We start from the raw sequence: 23,076 nt of genomic DNA on the forward strand, positions 1-23,076 counted from the left end.
GGTTAATAAAACGACACGATCATTAATAACATAATATTAACTATCGAACCTAATAAAACTAGGCTATGGGTCATGGTAGCATGAGATTTTTAACGCTCTCAAGTAAGAATTCCCTTATATCCAAAAATAGCCATTTCAATATATTTAATTTGCAACACATCATATTTAGAACACCCGAAAAATACACCCCAAAAATATACAACACATTAAAACTAACTTATTGAATCTCTTTCTGTAAAATAAGCGAACAGACTGTGACCCCTTTCTCAAAATAAAGGCCATGCTGTATCTATATTTAAAAAATAATAAAAATCACTGTACCTATAAAAAATCTATTTATAGGTCAAAATTCATTCTAATGGCCTAAAAAATAAAAAAACCGGTGCATCGTTAATGACACACCGGTTTTGATGAGTGGTTAAAGTGACTGATTACCAAATATAACGGACACCAATACCCCCCCCTATACTGTGATAATCATCGGCCCCCCCCTGAACCCCCAGATTAACCCAGGTACTCCACGTATTATCAAATTCGCTTTGTACGCCCACTTTCAATTCTGCTCTGTTATTTGGCATATCCTGATCGATACGCATACCGTCAAAGGTCACAGAGGCATCCTGCTTGCTGTACCACCAGTTAACTTCAGCAAATGGATGATGGGTGTAGCCCTCGCCCTGTATGTTACCCGTCAGGCGTGTCCCCATACGGGTGCTCCACATTTCATTATTCTGCCCGTCAATTTTGGTATTACTCGAATCAACAAAGCTATCGGCAGAATATTTGTTATAGACCACCTGAGCCTGAGGAATCAGACGCCATTGGTTCAAACGATTATCATTGAGAATAAAGCGATATCCCGTCTCCAACGATGCGGCAAGCGGACGAGAGTCATAGCTATCCGTCGCCATCCCTTCACCACTGACGTGGTTGTCATACCAGCCATACTGATACCAGTTATCAACATATGCCCCTGTCTGCTCTTTCGCATCGGCAAACCAAGTGGCATAGATCCCCAAGCTAAAGCCATCAACCGTACCGGTTGAGCTGTGATGGATTCCATTCAAATCTGCATTGCCCGTTGCGTCAGAATCCACATCGCCCCAACTGCCCATGACCCCAGCCACTAAGCCCGAATCACCCATGTTATAGCTCAGTAAATCGCTACCCACTTGCACCAGCGTATAGTCACTGCTCATATCGATATTGTGACCCGCGGCCTTGCTGTCAATCCGGCCACCGATGATGCGTCCCCAACTGCTGCTATCTGCACTCCTAAACTGACTGCCCTGACGGTCAAACAGCGTTTGCATTTGCAATTGGCTGACTACCGACTGGTTGCCCAAGTAGATACCCGCTTCTGGACGCCATTGAGGTGCCTCGCCGGGTCCTTGCGAACGCAAATACCAGTTTCCGTTAACCGCATCAGGTAACCCCTGATACAGGCTGTAATCATAAGCACCGGCAACCACTCGATTAGCCAGAGTGAACTGGCCGTTTGATTGACCAGCAACGCTGACCACCTCAATACCGTTGATCGTCTGTGCCCCTACGCCGCCGGAATTATTCACCACAAGACGTGTAGTACCTGAGGTATCGCCAGCCACTACCAGTCTATCCGTTGCGGAGTTATCACCACCCAAGAGCGTGCTCAGAGTGAGTAACCCATTATTGCCAATATAGTTACCTTTAATGATTAACTGGCTACGTGGGTCTGGGCTGGCCATGCGAACTTCACCGGCGTTAGTTAGATTACCGCCGATAGTGAAATTGCCTGCCGGAGCATTCACTAAGCCAATCGCGGCATCCGCTACGGACAACAGGCCATTATTCATCACGCTACCGTTAACACCACCGTAGCCTCCTAGTTCAGCACCCGTTGCAACAGTAACCGTATTAGCACTGGTTAACACAGACTCTTTGAGCAGAACCAGCGCTCCGGCATTAATGTCTGTCGTTCCTTGGTAAGTCTGGTTCTTGTCTATAAACAACGTACCAGAACCTTGCTGAACCACATTGCCACTGCCGCTAATCACACCGTTATACAAATGGTCATTACTGCGGTCGAAGACTAATGTTCCGTTATCGGTGATATTGCCTATAACACTACCGCTGGTGCCACCATTTCCCAGTTGTAACGTTCCATTGGAAATGGTGGTGCCTCCCACATAACTGTTATCTCCGGTTAATCGCAGTGTTCCATCGCCAGATTTATTCAAACTACCCGCACCGCTAATCACACCACTGAAGGTGCTCTCCACACTGTGATTAGTGCTCAGGGAAGCCTCGCCTAAAACTACATTACCGCCACCGTTAAGGTTATTAACCTGTTGATCGAAGTTGTTCAGATCAAAGGTCGCTCCTCCTGCCACGGTCAACTGTGAACTATTGGCAATGATATTGGTATTTCCGGCCAGTAACGTACCACCGTTAATCAATGTGGCCCCGGTATAACTATTGGCTTTAGAGAGCTCCAACGTGCCTGCACCCGCTTTGGTCAGGGTTTTACCATCCCAACCGGTGATAGCATTTGCCACTTCATCCGCCAACACCACATCCAGATCGAAATACTCATTGGCACCACTTAAGGTGAAAGTACCGTGAGCACGTTCAGGTGTGGCACTGTATGAACCGTACCAAGACAGCGCCAGACCAATACTGTAATTCTGGTTGTCATGAATGGCGGTCATCGACAGATAATCTACCGGACTGGAAGCGCCACCTAAGTTAAACGAAGCAAAGTCGCCGGTCAGATTGCCCGGAGCCGAGGTACTAATCACCATAAACTGGTTATAGGCTAACTGACTGGCGCTGGTGGTTTCTGGTGCCGAATAACCGGACAGATTGAATATGGCGTCACTGCCAAGTTCTGCCGTATCCGCCGTCACCACTGACGAGGTATTACCGGCAACAACCTCCAGCATTCCTTCTGATTTAAACTGGTTGGCAACCACCAGTGATGCATCCGCCGCCATGGAGGTCGTTGCTCCGACAGACGTTTGGTAATCACCGGCATTAAATGCACCATTTTGCGTCAGTTTAAGCGTTCCGTTATCAACTGAAACGCGCCCCTGAGATGAATCCACGCCCGTTAACGTAGCCTCGCCAGCACCGGTTTTAATCAATGTGCCGTTACCACTTAACTGATTATTCAGGGTGTTATTCTGAGCAAATGCCAACTCCAGTTCAGCACTGTTATTAATATCTGACAGGCCAAGCGCTTCTCCCCGGGTACCCACCAAACGCCCCTGATTAATAGTGGTAGCACCGCTGTAGAAGTTGACGCCGTTCAGCGTGAAGGTATCCGCACCGGTTTTAATCAACCCACCATTACCGCTGATAGAGCCAGCAAAAGTCGTCGCCGCTAGGCTATTAACCGTTAAATCACCATTGCCTAATAAAACACCGCCATTACCGCTCAGGTTGTTGGCTGACTGAGCGAAACCATTCAGGCTCAGGATGCCGTCGTTACGAATAATGACGTTAGCACTGTCAGCAAAAGCATTGGCGATACCCGTCTCTAAAGTACCGTGGTTGACCAGCGTATCGCCGGTATAGGTGTTGACTGACGACAATACCAATGTCCCTTCGCCTTCTTTTGTCAGACTCTGCCCATTCCACCCGGTACTGGATCCCGCCTGATTGGCCAGTACGATATCCACATTAAACCTGTCATTGGAATTGGCTAGGGTAAAGGTACCATTACCTAAAGTCGCACCCGCTAACCAGGTCAGGCCATAACCAACGTTATAGTCCTTATTGTCCACGCTCTTTCCAGCACTCACCGTGAGATAATCTACCGAGCTGGAGACACCATTCAGGTCTACGCTGGTAAAATCACCGGTGATACCGTTAGTGGTATGAATGATGGTGAATTCCGTATTAGGCAGATCGCTGGCCTTAGCCGGATCGACATCAGCGTCAATACCGATGACATTCAGCGTTCCACTCAATGCGGAGGTATCGGCCTGAATCACTGGTTCAGTGGTTCCTAACAGAACCGTCAGTATTGAACCGCTGTTCTGAACCAGCGCGCCACTGAGGTTTAGGGTGCTGTCTTCGGCCAATGAGGTGGTCGCGCCACCACTGGTGGTTAAACTACCACCGGTGAAGTCACCGCTCTGAGCAAAGTTCAGCGTACCCTGACTCACGCTGATGGCTCCCTGAGTCGAGCCTGCACCGTTCAATGTTGCCGTGCCGCTACCGGTTTTATTCAGGCTGCCCGTACCGCTTAACACATTGCTTAATGTGCTGTCGCTGGCGAAGTTCAATTCCAGCATCGCATGGTTGGTCACTGTGCCGCTGCCTAACGCCTGACCCTGAGTGATGATCGTGGTTCCTGTATTCAGGCTACTGCCGCCGGCATAAGTATTGATGCCACTGAGGGTTAGGCTGCCGCTTCCATCTTTAATCACACGTCCATTGCCGCTGATATCACCACTAAATTGGGTATTGGCACTGTTGTTGGCGGTTAATGTCGCAGTACCTAAAGTAATATGACCACCGCCGTTCAGGTTATTCGCCAGTTGGTCAAAATTATTCAGATCTAACGTGGCACCGCTGGCTACCGTCACGTCGCTGCTGGTGGCGAAGGCATCGATGATACCCGCCTGTAACGTGCCGCCATTAATCAGGGTGCTGCCGGTGTAAGTATTGACGGAGGAGAGTTGTAAGGTACCTAGCCCTGCTTTGGTCAAACTCTTGCCGTCCCAGCCGCTGGTGAAGGTGCCGGTTTGATCCGCCAGCACCACGTCCACATTAAACAGGTCTCCGGCATTCGACAACGTAAAGGTCCCGTTGCCCAACGCGGTTCCCGCCAGCCAAGTCAGGCCGAAGCCCACGTTGTAGTCCGCGTTGTTCACCACCCGACCGGCGAGGGTCAGGTAGTCCACATTGCTGGCTGCGCCGCCTAAATCAACCGCAGTGAAGTCGCCGGTGATCCCTCCGGTGGTGTGGATCACGGTAAATTCGGTGTTGGTTAAATCACTGGCATTGGTTGGCGCACCGGTGGTGAATCCGGTGATATTTAGCGTACCGTCTAACGCAGCACTGTCCGCAGTAATCACCGGCTGAACGTTCCCCACCGCCACATTTAACGTGGCGGTAGCATTTTGCGTTAGTGCACCGCTCAGGTTCAGTGAAGAATCTGCCGCCACCGTCGTGCTGGCCCCATCCGCCGTGGTCAGGCTGCTGCCGTTAAACACCCCGCTCTGGGCAAAGTTCAACGTGCCCAGATTCACGTCGATGGCGCCCTGAGTTGAACCCACCCCGTTCAGCGTGGCGATACCCGCGCCGGTTTTGGTCAGACTGCCCGTACCGCTTAACACATTGCTTAATGTGCTGTCGCTGGCGAAGTTCAGTTCCAGCACCGCCGCGTTATTAATGGTACCGCTTCCCAGCGCGCTGCCCTGTGTTGCCACCAGCGTACCCGCATTGATGGTGCTGCCGCCCTGATAGGCGTTGATACCGCTCAGGGTCAGGATACCGGTACCGGTTTTGTTCAAGCTGCCGGTGCCATCAATCGCGCCGCTAAAGGCCGTATCTGCACTGTTGTTGGCATTTAACTCGGCGCTGCCCAACAGGATGCTGCCGGCCCCCGTCAGGTTATTCGCCTGTTGGTCAAAATTATTCAGATCTAACGTGGCACCGCTGGCTACCGTCACGTCGCTGCTGGTGGCGAAGGCATCGACGATACCCGCCTGTAACGTGCCGCCATTAATCAGGGTGCTGCCGGTGTAAGTGTTCACTGAAGAGAGTTGCAGCGTTCCCAGTCCGGCTTTGGTCAGGCTCTTGCCGTCCCAGCCGCTGGTGAAGGTGCCGGTTTGATCCGCCAGCACCACGTCCACATTAAACAGGTCGCTGGCGTCAGTCAGCGTAAAGGTTCCGTTGCCCAACGCGGTTCCCGCCAGCCAAGTCAGGCCGAAGCCCACGTTGTAGTCCGCGTTGTTCACCACCCGACCGGCGAGGGTCAGGTAGTCCACATTGCTGGCTGCGCCGCCTAAATCAACCGAGGTGAAGTCGCCGGTGATCCCTCCGGTGGTGTGGATCACGGTAAATTCGGTGTTGGTTAAATCACTGGCATTGGTTGGCGCACCGGTGGTGAATCCGGTGATATTTAGCGTACCGTCTAACGCAGCGCTGTCCGCGGTAATCACCGGCTGAACGTTCCCCACCGCCACATTTAACGTGGCGGTAGCATTTTGCGTTAGTGCACCGCTCAGGTTCAGTGAAGAATCTGCCGCCACCGTCGTGCTGGCCCCATCCGCCGTGGTCAGGCTGCTGCCGTTAAACACGCCGCTCTGGGCAAAGTTCAGCGTGCCCAGATTTACGTCAATGGCCCCCTGAGTTGAGCCTGCCCCGTTCAGCGTGGCGATACCCGCGCCGGTTTTGGTCAGACTGCCCGTACCGCTTAACACATTGCTTAATGTGCTGTCGCTGGCGAAGTTCAGTTCCAGCACCGCCGCGTTATTAATGGTACCGGTTCCCAGCGCGCTGCCCTGTGTTGCCACCAGCGTACCCGCATTGATGGTGCTACCGCCCTGATAGGTGTTGATACCGCTCAAGGTCAGGATACCGGTACCGGTTTTGTTCACGCTGCCGGTGCCATCAATCACGCCGCTAAAGGCCGTATCTGCACTGTTGTTGGCGGTTAACTCGGCGCTGCCCAACAGGATGCTGCCGGCCCCCGTCAGGTTATTCGCCTGTTGGTCAAAATTATTCAGGTCTAACGTGGCACCGCTGGCTACCGTCACGTCGCTGCTGGTGGCGAAGGCATCGACGATACCCGCCTGTAACGTGCCGCCATTAATCAGGGTGCTGCCGGTGTAAGTGTTCACTGAAGAGAGTTGCAGCGTTCCCAGCCCTGCTTTGGTCAAACTCTTGCCGTCCCAGCCGCTGGTGAAGGTGCCGGTTTGATCCGCCAGCACCACGTCCACATTAAACAGGTCTCCGGCATTCGACAGCGTAAAGGTTCCGTTGCCCAACGCGGTTCCCGCCAGCCAAGTCAGGCCGAAGCCCACATTATAATCCGCGTTGTTCACCACCCGACCGGCGAGGGTCAGGTAGTCCACATTGCTGGTCGCGCCGCCTAAATCAACCGAGGTGAAGTCGCCGGTGATCCCTCCGGTTCCGGTGGTGTGGATCACGGTAAATTCGGTGTTGGTTAAATCACTGGCATTGGTTGGCGCACCGGTGGTGAATCCGGTGATATTTAGCGTACCGTCTAACGCAGCGCTGTCCGCGGTAATCACCGGCTGAACGTTCCCCACCGCCACATTTAACGTGGCGGTGGCGTTTTGCGTTAGTGCGCCGCTTAAGTTCAGCGAAGAATCTGCCGCCACCGTCGTGCTGGCCCCATCCGCCGTGGTCAGGCTGCTGCTGTTAAACACCCCGCTCTGGGCAAAGTTCAGCGTGCCCAGATTTACGTCAATGGCCCCCTGAGTTGAGCCTGCCCCGTTCAGCGTGGCGATACCCGCGCCGGTTTTGGTCAGGCTGCCCGTACCGCTTAACACATTGCTTAATGTGCTGTCGCTGGCGAAGTTCAGTTCCAGCACCGCCGCGTTATTAATGGTGCCGGTTCCCAGCGCGCTGCCCTGTGTTGCCACCAGCGTACCCGCATTGATGGTGCTGCCGCCCTGATAGGTGTTGATACCGCTCAGGGTCAGGATACCGGTACCGGTTTTGTTCAAGCTGCCGGTGCCATCAATCACGCCGCTAAAGGCCGTATCTGCACTGTTGTTGGCATTTAACTCGGCGCTGCCCAACAGGATGCTGCCGGCGCCCGTCAGGTTATTCGCCAGTTGGTCAAAATTATTCAGGTCTAACGTGGCACCGCTGGCTACCGTTACGTCGCTGCTGGTGGCGAAGGCATCGATGATACCCGCCTGTAACGTGCCGCCATTAATCAGCGTGCTGCCGGTGTAAGTGTTCACTGAAGAGAGTTGCAGCGTTCCCAGTCCGGCTTTGGTCAGGCTCTTGCCGTCCCAGCCGCTGGTGAAGGTGCCGGTTTGATCCGCCAGCACCACGTCCACATTAAACAGGTCGCTGGCGTCGGTCAGCGTAAAGGTTCCGTTGCCCAACGCGGTTCCCGCCAGCCAAGTCAGGCCGAAGCCCACATTATAGTCCGCGTTGTTCACCACCCGACCGGCGAGGGTCAGGTAGTCCACATTGCTGGTCGCGCCGCCTAAATCAACCGAGGTGAAGTCGCCGGTGATCCCCCCGGTGGTGTGGATCACGGTAAATTCGGTGTTGGTTAAATCACTGGCATTGGTTGGCGCACCGGTGGTGAATCCGGTGATATTTAGCGTACCGTCTAACGCAGCGCTGTCCGCCGTAATCACCGGCTGAACGCTCCCCACCGCCACATTTAACGTGGCGGTGGCGTTTTGCGTTAGTGCGCCGCTTAAGTTCAGCGAAGAATCTGCCGCCACCGTCGTGCTGGCCCCATTCGCCGTGGTCAGGCTGCTGCCGTTAAACACCCCGCTCTGGGCAAAGTTCAGCGTGCCCAGATTTACGTCAATGGCCCCCTGAGTTGAACCCGTGCCGTTCAGCGTGGCGATACCCGCGCCGGTTTTGGTCAGGTTGCCCGTACCGCTTAACACATTGCTTAATGTGCTGTCGCTGGCAAAGTTCAGTTCCAGCACCGCCGCGTTATTAATGGTACCGCTTCCCAGCGCGCTGCCCTGTGTTGCCACCAGCGTACCCGCATTGATGGTGCTGCCGCCCTGATAGGTGTTGATACCGCTCAGGGTCAGGATACCGGTACCGGTTTTGTTCAAGCTGCCGGTGCCATCAATCACGCCGCTAAAGGCCGTATCTGCACTGTTGTTGGCATTTAACTCGGCGCTGCCCAACAGGATGCTGCCGGCCCCCGTCAGGTTATTCGCCAGTTGGTCAAAATTATTCAGGTCTAACGTGGCACCGCTGGCTACCGTTACGTCGCTGCTGGTGGCGAAGGCATCGATGATACCCGCCTGTAACGTGCCGCCATTAATCAGGGTGCTGCCGGTGTAAGTATTGACGGAGGAGAGTTGTAAGGTACCTAGCCCTGCTTTGGTCAGGCTCTTACCGTCCCAGCCGCTGGTGAAGGTGCCGGTTTGATCCGCCAGCACCACGTCCACATTAAACAGGTCGCTGGCGTCAGTCAGCGTAAAGGTTCCGTTGCCCAACGCGGTTCCCGCCAGCCAAGTCAGGCCAAAACCCACGTTATAGTCCGCGTTGTTCACCACCCGACCGGCGAGGGTCAGGTAGTCCACATTGCTGACTGCGCCGCCTAAATCAACCGAGGTGAAGTCGCCGGTGATCCCTCCGGTTCCGGTGGTGTGGATCACGGTAAATTCGGTGTTGGTTAAATCACTGGCATTGGTTGGCGCACCGGTGGTGAATCCGGTGATATTTAGCGTACCGTCTAACGCAGCGCTGTCCGCGGTAATCACCGGCTGAACGCTCCCCACCGCCACATTTAACGTGGCGGTGGCGTTTTGCGTTAGTGCGCCGCTCAGGTTCAGCGAAGAATCTGCCGCCACCGTCGTGCTGGCCCCATCCGCCGTGGTCAGGCTGCTGCCGTTAAACACGCCGCTCTGGGCAAAGTTCAGCGTGCCCAGATTTACGTCAATGGCCCCCTGAGTTGAGCCCGTGCCGTTCAGCGTGGCGATACCCGCGCCGGTTTTGGTCAGGCTGCCCGTACCGCTTAACACATTGCTTAATGTGCTGTCGCTGGCGAAGTTCAGTTCCAGCACCGCCGCGTTATTAATGGTGCCGGTTCCCAGCGCGCTGCCCTGTGTTGCCACCAGCGTACCCGCATTGATGGTGCTACCGCCCTGATAGGTGTTGATACCGCTCAAGGTCAGGATACCGGTACCGGTTTTGTTCAAGCTGCCGGTGCCATCAATCACGCCGCTAAAAGCCGTATCTGCGCTGTTGTTGGCGGTTAACTCGGCGCTGCCCAACAGGATGCTGCCGGCCCCCGTCAGGTTATTCGCCTGTTGGTCAAAATTATTCAGATCTAACGTGGCACCGCTGGCTACCGTCACGTCGCTGCTGGTGGCGAAGGCATCGACGATACCCGCCTGTAACGTGCCGCCATTAATCAGGGTGCTGCCGGTGTAAGTGTTCACTGAAGAGAGTTGCAGCGTTCCCAGTCCGGCTTTGGTCAAACTCTTGCCGTCCCAGCCGCTGGTGAAGGTGCCGGTTTGATCCGCCAGCACCACGTCCACATTAAACAGGTCTCCGGTATTTGCTAGGGTAAAGGTTCCGTTGCCCAACGCGGTTCCCGCCAGCCAAGTCAGGCCGAAGCCCACGTTATAGTCCGCGTTGTTCACCACCCGACCGGCGAGGGTCAGGTAGTCCACATTGCTGGTCGCGCCGCCTAAATCAACCGAGGTGAAGTCGCCGGTGATCCCCCCGGTTCCGGTGGTATGGATCACGGTAAATTCGGTGTTGGTTAAATCACTGGCATTGGTTGGTGCACCGGTGGTGAATCCGGTGATATTTAGCGTACCGTCTAACGCAGCGCTGTCCGCCGTAATCACCGGCTGAACGTTCCCCACCGCCACATTTAACGTGGCGGTAGCATTTTGCGTTAGTGCACCGCTCAGGTTCAGCGAAGAATCTGCCGCCACCGTCGTGCTGGCCCCATCCGCCGTGGTCAGGCTGCTGCCGTTAAACACCCCGCTCTGGGCAAAGTTCAGCGTGCCCAGATTTACGTCAATGGCTCCCTGAGTTGAACCCACCCCGTTCAGCGTGGCGATACCCGCGCCGGTTTTGGTCAGGTTGCCCGTACCGCTTAACACATTGCTTAATGTGCTGTCGCTGGCAAAGTTCAGTTCCAGCACCGCCGCGTTATTAATGGTACCGCTTCCCAGCACGCTGCCCTGTGTTGCCACCAGCGTACCCGCATTGATGGTGCTGCCGCCCTGATAGGTGTTGATACCGCTCAGGGTCAGGATACCGGTACCGGTTTTGTTCAAGCTACCGGTGCCATCAATCACGCCGCTAAAGGCCGTATCTGCACTGTTGTTGGCATTTAACTCGGCGCTGCCCAACAGGATGCTGCCGGCACCCGTCAGGTTATTCGCCAGTTGGTCAAAATTATTCAGATCTAACGTGGCACCGCTGGCTACCGTTACGTCGCTGCTGGTGGCGAAGGCATCGACGATACCCGCCTGTAACGTGCCGCCATTAATCAGGGTGCTGCCGGTGTAAGTGTTCACTGAAGAGAGTTGCAGCGTTCCCTGTCCGGCTTTGGTCAAACTCTTGCCGTCCCAGCCGCTGGTGAAGGTGCCGGTTTGATCCGCCAGCACCACGTCCACATTAAACAGGTCGCTGGCGTCAGTCAGCGTAAAGGTTCCGTTACCCAACGCGGTTCCCGCCAGCCAAGTCAGGCCAAAACCCACGTTGTAGTCCGCGTTGTTCACCACGCGACCGGCGAGGGTCAGGTAGTCCACATTGCTGGTTGCGCCGCCTAAATCAACCGAGGTGAAGTCGCCGGTGATCCCCCCGGTGGTGTGGATAATCGTGACATTACTTGTACTCAGATCGCTGGCATTTACCGGTATATTGCTGGTATCAACACCGGAAACGATGAGTGAACCATCCAGTACCGCGGTTGCCGCACTAATAATTGGGTAATCTATCCCCAGAGTCACGTCTAAACTTGAATCGGTGCTTTGTGTTAATGCCCCACTGAGGTTCAATGTGGCATTTGCTGCCAGCGTGGTCTTGGCATCAGCCGCCGTAGTAAGATTTGCCCCTGAGAATTCCCCGGTTTGCACAAAGTTTAGCGTTCCGTCATTAACCTCGATATTCCCCTGAGCAGAACCGACCGCATTCAGGGTTGCTACACCGGCTCCACTTTTAATTAGGGTTCCACTACCCGACAAAAGATTACTGAGTGTGCTATCCGCCAGAAAATTTAATTTCAGAGTCGCTGTATTGTTGATGCTACCCGAGCCCAGCGCATTACCTTGGGTTGCTATCAGCGTACCTGCACTGATACTGCTTCCCCCCTCATAGCTACTTTCACCGCTCAGTATCAGGGTACCGGTACCGGTTTTGCTCAAGCTACCGGTGCCATCAATCACACCACTAAATAGGGTATTGGCGCTGTTGTTAGCCGTCAGTTCAGCGCTGCTCAACAGGATGCTCCCGTTACCGCTCAGGTTATTCGCCTGCTGATTAAAGCCATTCAGATCCAGCGTGGCACCGCTACCTACAGCAACATCGCTGCTAGTGGCAAAGGCATTAGCAATGGCTGTTTGTAATGTGCCATCATTAATCAGGGTACTACCCGTATAGGTATTGACCGAGGAGAGTTGCAGCGTACCCAATCCGGCTTTGGTCAGGCTCTTGCCGTCCCAGCCGCTGGTAAAGGTGCCGGTTTGATCCGCGAGAACCACGTCCACATTAAACAGATCGCTGACGTTCGTTAGCGTAAAGGTACCGTTGCCTAAAGCAGGACCTGCCAACCAGGTCAGGCCAAAGCCAACATTATAATCCACGCCGTTCACCACCCGACCGGCTAACGTTAGGTAATCTACATCGCTCTCCGCGCCACCTAAATCCACCAGCGCAAAGTCATTGGTGATGCCATTATCGGTATGAATAACGGTAAACTCGGTGCTGGTTAACGCACTGGCACTGTTAGGTAAAACTGTCTCAAAACCGGTAATATTGAGGGTGCCGCCTAATGACGCCGTGTCTGCATTAATGGCTGTCAGGCCACTACCTACAACCACGTTTAACACCGCACTGTTGTTTTGTGTTAGCGCGCCGCTCAGATTCAGAACGGATTCTCCTGCCAGAGCTGTCGTAGCGCCATCGGCGGTCGTTAAGCTATCGGCAGTAAAGATGCCATTCTGAGTGAAACTTAACGTTCCCTGATTAACACTTACAACACCCTGATTTGAGCCAGCGCGACTCAGTGTCGCTACGCCAGCCCCCGTTTTAGTCAAACTACCGCTGCCGCTTAAAAGGTTACTCAATGTGCTGTCAGTGGCAAAATTCAGCACTAACTCAGCGCTGTTATTCACCGTGCCGGTTCCCAGCGCGTTGCCCTGCGACGCGATTAGCTTACCGGCACTGATGGTGCTGCCGCCCTGATAAGTATTCACGCCGTTCAGGGTTAAGGTACTGATGCCATCTTTGACTAGGCTGCCGGTACCCTCAATCACACCGCTAAAGAGCGTATCTGTACTGTTGTTAGCGGTTAACGCAGCATTGCCTAACAGAATATTGCCTGCGCCACTCAGATTATTGGCTTGCTGAGCAAAGTTATTCAGATCCAGCGTAGCCCCGCTGGCTACCGTCACATTAGCGCTGGTAGCAAAAGCATTGGCAATACCCCCTTGCAAAATGCCGCCATTAATCAGGGTATCGCCGGTGTAAGTATTCACCGAAGAGAGTTGCAGTGTTCCCAGTCCGGCTTTGGTCAGGCTCTTACCATCCCAGCCGCTGGTAAATGGCCCTGTTTGATCTGCCAGCTCCACATCCACATTGAACAGATCGCTGGTATCTCCCAAGGTAAAGGTACCGTTGCCCAATGCAGAACCTGCCAGCCAGGTCAAACCAAAACCTACGTTGTAATCTACGCCGTTCACCACCCGACCGGCCAGCGTCAGGTAATCCACATCACTCTCTGCACCGCCCAGATCGATGGTGGTGAAATCATTGGTGATACCGTTAAGCGTATGGATAACGGTAAACTCCGTGCTGGTTAGCGCGCTGGCGCTGTTTGGTACATTCGCATTGAAGTCGGTGATATTCAGGGTTCCGCCCAGTGAGGCCGAATCCGCATTAATCGCCGTTTGGCCGGTGCCGACACCAACGTTTAGCACTGCACTGCTATTTTGTGTCAGCGCACCGCTGAGGTTCAGGATGGATTCCCCTGCCAGAGAGGTCGTAGCCCCATCGGCGGTGGTCAGGCTGTCGGCAGTAAAGATGCCATCTTGAGTGAAACTTAACGTTCCCTGATTAACGCTCACCGTGCCTTGCGTTGAACCAAGACCGCTTAACGAGGCAACACCCGTTCCGGTTTTTATCAGACTACCGCTGCCGCTCAGTACATTACCGAGTTCGCTGTCGCTGGCAAAATTCAGCGCCAGCGTAGCGCTATTATCAACGTCGCCCGTTCCCAGCGCATTACCATTGGTGGCAACCAATATACCGCTACTGATAGTGCTGCCCCCTAGGTAGGTGTTCACGCCACTTAAGGTTAACGTGCCAGTGCCAGTTTTAATCAGGCTGCCGAGACCAGCAATGTCGCCGTCAAAGTCGGTATCTGCGCTGTTATTCGCCGTCAGTGCTGCATTACCTAGCGTAATGCTACCTGCACCGCTCAGGTTATTGGCTTGTTGATCAAAGCCATTCAGATTCAGCGTAGCACCACTGGCTAGGGTAACATCGCTACTAGTAGCAAACGCATTGGCAATACCCGTTTCCAATGTTCCGGCATTAATCAGGGTACCGCCGGTGTAGGTATTCACTGAGGAGAGTTGCAGCGTGCCCAGCCCAGCTTTGGTCAGGCTCTTACCGTCCCAGCCGCTCGCAAAGGTGCCTGTTTGATCTGCCAGTACCACATCCACATTAAACAGGTCGCTGGCGTCAGTCAGCGTAAAGGTACCGTTGCCTAAAACCGTACCCGCCAGCCAAGTCAAACTAAAGCCCAGATTGTAATCCACCCCGTTAACCACCCGACCAGCCAGCGTCAGGTAATCTACATTACTGGTCGCTGTGCCCAGATCGACAGAAGCAAAGTCACCGGTAATACCATTAGCCGTATGGATGATAGTGAATTCAGTATTCGGTAGTGCACTGGCGCTAGTTGGTGCACTGGTGGTGAAACCTGTCACATTCAGTGCGCCATTCAGAGATGCAGAATCTGCTGTAATTGCCGGTTGAGCGGTTCCTACGTCTATATTTAGCGTTGCGGTGCTATTTTGAGTGAATGCGCCACTCAGGTTGAGTAAAGCATCTTGGGAAAGAGAGGTGGTCGCATCATTAGCCGTCGTCAGGCTGGCTCCGTTAAACACCACGTTTTGGGCAATGTTTAAGTTGCCCTGATTAACGTTGATGGCTCCCTGAGTTGAACCTGTACCACCCAGTGTAGCAATACCGGCACCCGTTTTAGTCAGGCTGCCGTTACCGCTCAATAGATTACTCAATGTACTATCGGTGGCGAAGTTCAGTTCCAAAGCGGCCGTATTGTTCACTGCGCCAGTTCCCAGCGCGCCTCCCTGTGTTGCCACCAGCGTACCCGCATTGATGGTGCTGCCGCCCTGATAGGTATTGACACCGCTCAGCGTCAACACGCCTACGCCCGTTTTAGTCAGGCTCCCCGTGCCGCCAATCACACCACTAAATGTCGTATTGGCAATGTTGTTGGCGGTTAACTCCGCGCTGCCCAACATGATGCTGCCACTGCCACTCAGATTATTCGCAAGTTGATTAAAGTCATTCAGATTCAGCGTGGTTCCGCTAGCGAGGGTGACATCACTACTGGCAGTAAAGGCATTAGCAATCCCCGTTTGCAACGTGCCGCTATTAATTAACGTACTGCCGGTGTAAGTATTTGCCGAAGAGAGTATCAGCGTACCTAGCCCTTCTTTGGTCAGGGTTTTACCATCCCAAGTACTCGTGAATGGCCCGGATTGATCCGCCAGTACCACATCCACATTAAATAGGTCGCTGGTATTCGCCAGAGTAAATAGACCATTGCCCGATGTTGGCCCCGCCAACCAAGTCAGCCCCAAGCCTACGTGGTAATCGACACCGTTGACCACGCGTCCACCCAATGTCAGATAATCGACCAGACTGCTGGAACCATTAAACCCAATACTGGAAAAATCACCGCTAATACCGCTATCGGTATGAATAATAACGAACTCAGTATCGGGTAAGGCACTGGCGCTGGCTGGAGCACTGGCAGTAAAACCGGTGACATTGAGCGTGCCGTCCAGCGAGGCGGTATCCGCGGTGATTGATGGTTCAACGGTTCCTATATTGATATTTAGCGTTGAACCGCCACTTTGCGTCAGCGCACCACTCAAGTTAAGTGAAGAATCTGCCGCGATGGCGGTCGTGGCGCCGCTGTCAGTAGTCAGGCTGATGCCATTAAAGACGTCGCTCTGAGCAAAGTTTAAGCTTCCCTGATTAACGTTAATTATGCCTTGGTTTGAACCAGCACCGCTCAACGTTGCAATGCCCGCGCCCATTTTCACCAAATTACCGTTGCCACTCAGGATATTACTGAGCGTGCTGTCGCTAGCAAAATTCAGCGCCAGTGTTCCCGTATTATCAACCGAGCCGCTTCCCAGCGCACTGCCTTGAGTCGCAACCAGCGTACCGCTGCTGATGGTGCTCCCCCCCTGATAAGTGTTAACACCGTTCAGAGTAAAAGTCCCGCTACCGGTTTTAATCAGGCTACCGGTACCGTCAATGACACCATCAAAAGCAGTATCAACACTGTTATTCGTGGTTAATATCGCGTTGCCGAGGGTGATGCTACCCTCACCGCTCAGATTATTGGCCTGTTGATTGAAATTGTTCAGATTCAGCGTGGCTCCGCTGGCTACCGTGACATCACTACTGGTAGCAAAGGCGTTAGCTATGCCGGTTTCCAGCGTTCCTAGATTAATTAACGTGCTGCCCGTGTAGGTATTAACGGAAGAGAGTTGTAGAGTGCCAGCACCTTCTTTGGTCAGGGTTTTACCATCCCAGCCGCTGGTAAATGGCCCCGTCTGATCCGCCAATACCACATCCACATTAAACAGATCGCTGGCATCACCCAGTGTAAAGATACCGTTGCCCAATAAGGCGCCGGCCTGCCAAGTGAGATGAAGGCCAACGTTGTAATCCACACCGTTAACCACCCGACCGGCCAGCGTCAGGTAATCCACATCGCTTTGTGCACCGCCTAGATCGACGGTCGTAAAGTCATTGGTGATGCCATTAGTGGTATGAATAACGGTAAACTCGGTGCCGATCAGCGCACTGGCGTTATTCGGTACATTGGCATTGAAATCGGTGATGTTGAGCGTACCACCCAATGACGCGGTATCCGCATTAATGGCTGTCTGACCACTGCCTACACCCACATTTAATACTGAGCTGCTGTTTTGGGTTAGCGCACCGCTCAAGTTCAGAGTGGATACTCCCGCCAGCGAGGTGGTGGCACCATCGGCGGTGGTCAAACTGCTGGCATTAAATAGCCCCTCTTGAGCGAAAGCTAAAGTCCCTTGATTAACCGCAATATCACCTTGGGTGGAACCGAGGCTGTCTAATATGGCGTTACCGGAACCCGTTTTCACTAGGCTGCCGCTACCACTTAACACGTTATGTAATAGGCTGGTGCCCGCAAAATTCAGCGCCAGCGTGGCGTTATTATTAACTGTACCGGTTCCTAATGCGCCGCCCTGAGAGATTGCCAGCGTACCATTGCTAATGGTGCTACCGCCCTGATAAGTATTGATGCCGTTCAGCGTCAAGGTTCCAGTACCGGTTTTAATCAGACTCCCCGCTCCGTCAATCACCCCATCAAAGTCGCTATCTGCACTGTTATTCGCGGTTAATACCGCGCTGCCCAGCGAGATACTCCCTCCACCGCTCAGGTTATTCGCCTGTTGATTAAAGTCGTTCAGATCCAGCGTGGCTCCGCTACCCACCATCACATTGCTACTGGTAGCAAAAGCATTGGCAATGCCCGCTTGTAACGTGCCGCCATTAATCAGAGTGCTGCCGGTGTAAGTATTCACCGAAGAGAGTTGCAGGGTACCCATCCCTTCTTTGGTCAGGGTTTTACCATCCCAATTGCTGGTAAACGGTCCGGTTTGATCTGCCAGCACCACATCTACATTAAATAAGTCGCTGGCATCACCGAGCGTAAAAATACCGTTCCCCAGCGTCGTACCGGCCAACCACGTCAGATGGAAACCAACGTTGTAATCCACCCCGTTAACTACCCGACCAGCCAGCGTCAGGTAATCCACATCACTTTCTGCCCCCCCCAGGTCGACGGTCGTAAAGTCATTGGTGATGCCATTGGTGGTGTGGATAACGGTAAACTCGGTACTGGTTAACGCGCTGGCGTTATTCGGTACATTGGCATTGAAATCGGTGATATTCAGTGTGCCACCTAGTGAAGCGGTATCCGCATTTATCGCGGTCTGGCCCGTGCCGACCCCAACATTTAACACCGAGCTGTTATTTTGGGTTAGCGCACCGCTCAGGCTCAGGGTGGATTCTCCCGCCAGCGAGGTGGTGGCACCATCGGCGGTGGTCAAACTGCTAGCATTAAATAGGCCGTTTTGAACAAAACTTAACGTGCCCTGATTAACCGCCATATCCCCCTGAGTTGAGTTCACACTGTCTAATGTGGCGACACCGACACCGGTTTTCACCAAACTGCCGTTACCGTTTAATATGTTACTCAGGGTGCTGTTAGTGGCGAAATCGAGTTGCAGCGTGGCATTATTGTCCACGATGCCAGTTCCCAGTGCGCTGCCTTGGGTTGCCACTAGCGTACCCGCATTAATCGTGCTGCCGCCCTGATAGGTATTGACACCGCTCAGCGTCAAAGCTCCGCTACCATTTTGGAGCAGATTGCCGCTACCACTGAGGATACCTGCATAAGCCGATGCGTTGTTGCGGTTAAAAATCACCTGTCCGTTGTTGACAATATTGCCGGCATAATCCCCCGTCGCCCCGCCATTACCTACTTGCAGAATCGAACCGCTATTAATATTGGTGTCACCGGTATAGCTGTTATTGCCGGTTAATAGCAGGGTTCCGCCCGCAAGGGTAATGTTGCCAACGTTGCCGCTGATAGCCCCATCAAAAATGCCGCCACCGGTAATAGATAGGTTACCGGCATTAACATTCAAACTTCCCGCGCCGTTCAGCGAACCAACCGTTTGAGTTTTACCATTCAGATTAGCGGAGGCTCCGCTATTAATAATCAGATCGTTGGTATTTCCCAGCGCGTTATTGCTGCCCAGAATCAGGGTGCCAGTACCTACCGTAGTCGTACCGCTATAATCATTTGTCAGGTTATTCAGGGTGATACTATTGGTGGCATTGAGCAGCAGATTGCCGGACCCGGTGATTTTGGCATGTAATTCATCCATACCTGCTGGCGTTGTGGCATCGCCGGACAGCGTTAGCGTCTGCCCATTTTGTAAATCCAACTGTGATAATGAGTAACGGGTATAAAGCCCGGTGGCATCATCACCCAGCACGAAATCATAAGAACCGATAGCAACCAGATTGCTGTTCTGAATCACATCCGCTATCTCAACCACCGGATTGCCTAAAAGATCCGTTAGCGTCAGATTAGCGGCACTACCCGATACACTGTTGGCAGTGACTAAGCGAAAATCGATACCGTCATCCTGCCCCAGAATATTACCGCTAATATTGGTAATCGCACTGGGGTCGATGGCGACATTTCCGGAGGTCAGCGTTAGCGCTCCGGTATTAATCACCCCGGTTGATAAATTATTAAAAATTAATGAGCCGCCGTTTAGCGTCAACCCTCCTATATTTTGGGTGCCACTTCCTACCGTAGTCGTGCTGCCGCTATCCAGCTGTAAAGTAGCATTGGTTAATGCGGTGGTATTATTACCAGATAGCGCGAAACTACTGCTGCCCAACTGTACGGTACCAGCAAACGCATTACCGGCTCCGCTACTAAACTGGAAAGTATTACTACCGCTAAGTAACCCCACCTGCAGTAAACCATTTCCGGTCAGGGCGTTATTAAAGCTGTAATTACCTGAAGACGGTGTATCAACAAACATTGATGCGCCAGAAACAATATTCACGCCGCCAGAACTGACGGTGCCGGCTCCGGTCAGGCGTAGTGTTCCGCCGGATACGGTTGTACCACCGGTGTAAGTGTTAACACCCGTTAAGGTAAATATGCCACTGCCGCTCTTGGTTAATCTGCCGGTTCCACTAAAGATATTATTGGTCGCGATACTAAAGCCATTTGAGTCAACGGTGCCTCCAGATGCGCCTAACACCAGATCACCGGCAGAGAACCCGTTGATAAAAGCAGCATTGTCGCTTTTAGCCTGTAAAATACCGCCGTTAAAATTGACCGTCGCTGCGCTACCCGTTCCTTTTTGAAGGTTAGAGGTTAGCAATACACCTGAGTTATTCAGATTGAGTACGCCACGTCCTGCGCCATTACCCACCAACACACTGCTGGCATCAAGTATTGTCCCTGCTCCGTCAACCACCACATTACCCTGCGAATTGGCCAGTACGCCTAAATACAGGATATTGTTGATATGCGCCTGAGCGCCGCTGTTAATGGTTAATGTACTGTTACTGCTGGCGGAATTCCCCACATACAGGTCGTTCATCTGAACCTTGGTACCACTGCTGCCAATGGTCAGCGCAGCATTGCTATCAACCGTTCCTGTGGTGATCTGCGTTTGACTACCACCATTAATATTTAGACCACCACCGGTCACCTGTAACGCTGACGCAGGAGCATCAAGCGTCACATTACCGGTTAAGGTTAATACGCCCGTACCCTGCTTCACCAGATTACCGTTACCGCTGATAGTCCCTGCATAGGCGGTAGTATTAGTGCTGTTAACCGTTAATACGCCGGTACCCGTAGTTATTGCGCCACCGGTTCCACTTAGGCTTTTTAGCGTTTGATTAAAGTTGTTCAAATCAAATACGCCACCGGTCATGGTTAGCCCGGAACTGGCAGCAATAACGTTGGTATTATTGGCCTGTAGCGTGCCTTCGCCAACGCTGGTGGCTCCGGTGTAAGTGTTGGTTTTGGTCAGAACCAGAGTACCTGCACCTGTTTTACTGAACGATCCGGCATTGGTTAACAGGCTGTCTAAAATTAGCGTATTGCCAGCGGCAATGCCTGCCGTTGAAACGTTAGCCGCACTGGTACTTAAAGAGATGCTTGGCGCAACAATTGTCCCAAATCCGCCAAACCGTCCGGCGGTTGATATCACGCCTCCGGTACCCGCATTCAGGTTAAAGATCCCACCGTTGGCTGCCACCGTACCACCGGAATTAATATTGATGGTTTTTGCCTGAAGGATACTGTTGTTATTCCCCTGAACCGTACCGCCATTATTCACCGCAAAAACACCAAATCCAGAGTTACCATAGCTAACGCCATCAGTGAATGAGAAAGCACCGCCATTAACGTTAGTGTTGGTCTGAATATCGGAGTTATAGAGAGGATCCCCTGGATTACCACTGTTACCATGAAACACCACGTCACCCTCTCCCGTTTTGTTGACGGTAATGGTGGCAGTAGAAATAGATGCAATGGGATCGTAAAACTGAATGAAATTACCGGCAGAAGCGTCCATGTTTAAGCTTCCTGTGCCACCCAGATAGATAGCATTAGGATTTCCCGAACCGTCTACCGGTGCATAAAGCGGCCCACTACCGATGAGCGCAAAACTTGCTCCCTGACGGTTACCTTGAAAGAGGATATCGCCCCCGTTTGCTTTTAGGTTAATCGTCCCGGTTTTCAGATAAATACCGCCACCCTGCGTTTTGGCGTAATTGTTAATCACGCTGGAACCCGGCCCTAAATTTAACGTCGCGGCGGCACCCGCATCATAGTAAATTGCCCCACCGTAACCCAAGCCGGTTAATGAATAAACGTAGTTGCCATCAAAGGTTGTGGCTCCGTTAAAATTCATAAAATAGTTATAGTTACCGCCATTCCCATAAGCACTAACCGCACCACCTAAAGCGTTATAGCCATTTTTGGGATCAATGACAAAGTTACCTTTAAAGGTCGTATTGTTATTAAAGTTCAAGTTAAGACCGCTACCCCCCGGACTGAGATAGCCGATGTTAATGGCGCCTCCACGGGTATGCTGATCGTCAACGTGATCAGGGTAATCAAACGAGTTTGTGGTCGTGCCGTACACATAGTTGCCGGTAAACAACGTGGGGCCATTAAAGTCCATAATGGCCGAGGCACCCCAGAAATCGACTGCGCCACCAAACACCGAGGAGTGGTTATTAATAAAACTGGTTTCACCCGCAAAGGTCATCTTACTGCCGGCAATATCAAATACCGTGATGGCACCGCCGTAGTTAGCGGTCCAGTTACTGTCAAAGGTCACTTTACCGGTGAAGTTCATCGTATTGTTTGAATAGAGGCCGACCACACCGGGCTGATCGGCCAGCCCATGGTTTCCTTTAAACAATACGCCTGCGGTTCCACCATCAACATTCATCGTGCTGCCGGTACTACCACGAATAGATAAGATTGGGCCGTAATCGGCGGAGGCATAAGTGTTGTAATCCGTCGGCCCAATATTCAGGAACGTGGTGCCTGCAAAATTGATATTGGCAATATCGTTAAGCTGATAAAGCCGAATTAATGAACTACGTGCACCGGTGAAGGGTTTAGAGGTAATCGTCGCGTTATTGATAGAGATAGTATTATTGGTTTGAGTTATATCAAGTAAACGCTGGGAACTGCTACCGTTAGCGGTGATGGTGTAATGATTACCATCAATCGTAATCACCGTCTTGGCTGCACTATTCATCGCAAACATGGTATTCCAAGTCACGTTGCCATCAAGTAACAAATCATACGAGCCGGTATTCAACCCATTGGTATAGATATCCTGACCTTCCGTCAGAGTTGTTGCCGCTTGGACCGGGATGGATATGCTTAAATAGAGGGCGGGAAATGCAAGGACTATCGCTTTATGTAAAGAGTTAAATCGGTATTCGCAACGGTTTCTAACACTATGTTTCTTGTTCATTTGGTTTATCCTGATAAGAACCTGCCCGATTACGGCACATTCAAAAAAACAGATAAAATCCCTGTATCTCGAGGTAAAAAGAAATTAGCATCCGTTCAATTTCGTTTATAAATCACAGAGGTGACTCTGCTATAAAAATCAAAATAGCCAATATAAATCAACATATTAATTAACAGACTCATACATTCTGTAATAAAAATAGCATCTAATAAATATAGATTAGAAATGAAATAATAAAAGCTAACAGTTCAATGTATTGGGATATTCTTATCAGAAATTGAATTGGAGAATAGGCAGGCAAATTTTAAAT

The 23,076-nt window shown here is 52.2% G+C and carries 1 protein-coding gene; it reads right to left on the bottom strand.

The window, feature by feature from the left end; all coding sequences use genetic code 11:
- Positions 1-431 precede the first annotated feature (431 nt).
- Positions 432-22,766: an autotransporter-associated beta strand repeat-containing protein gene (locus tag HYN51_RS12515; protein WP_108900334.1), complete on the bottom strand. Its 22,335-nt coding sequence runs from the start codon at positions 22,764-22,766 to the stop codon at positions 432-434.
- Between the last annotated feature and the right edge of the window lie 310 nt (positions 22,767-23,076).

Origin of the sequence: Limnobaculum parvum (genome assembly GCF_003096015.2) — a bacterium.
GTDB classification, from domain to species: Bacteria; Pseudomonadota; Gammaproteobacteria; order Enterobacterales; family Enterobacteriaceae; genus Limnobaculum; species Limnobaculum parvum.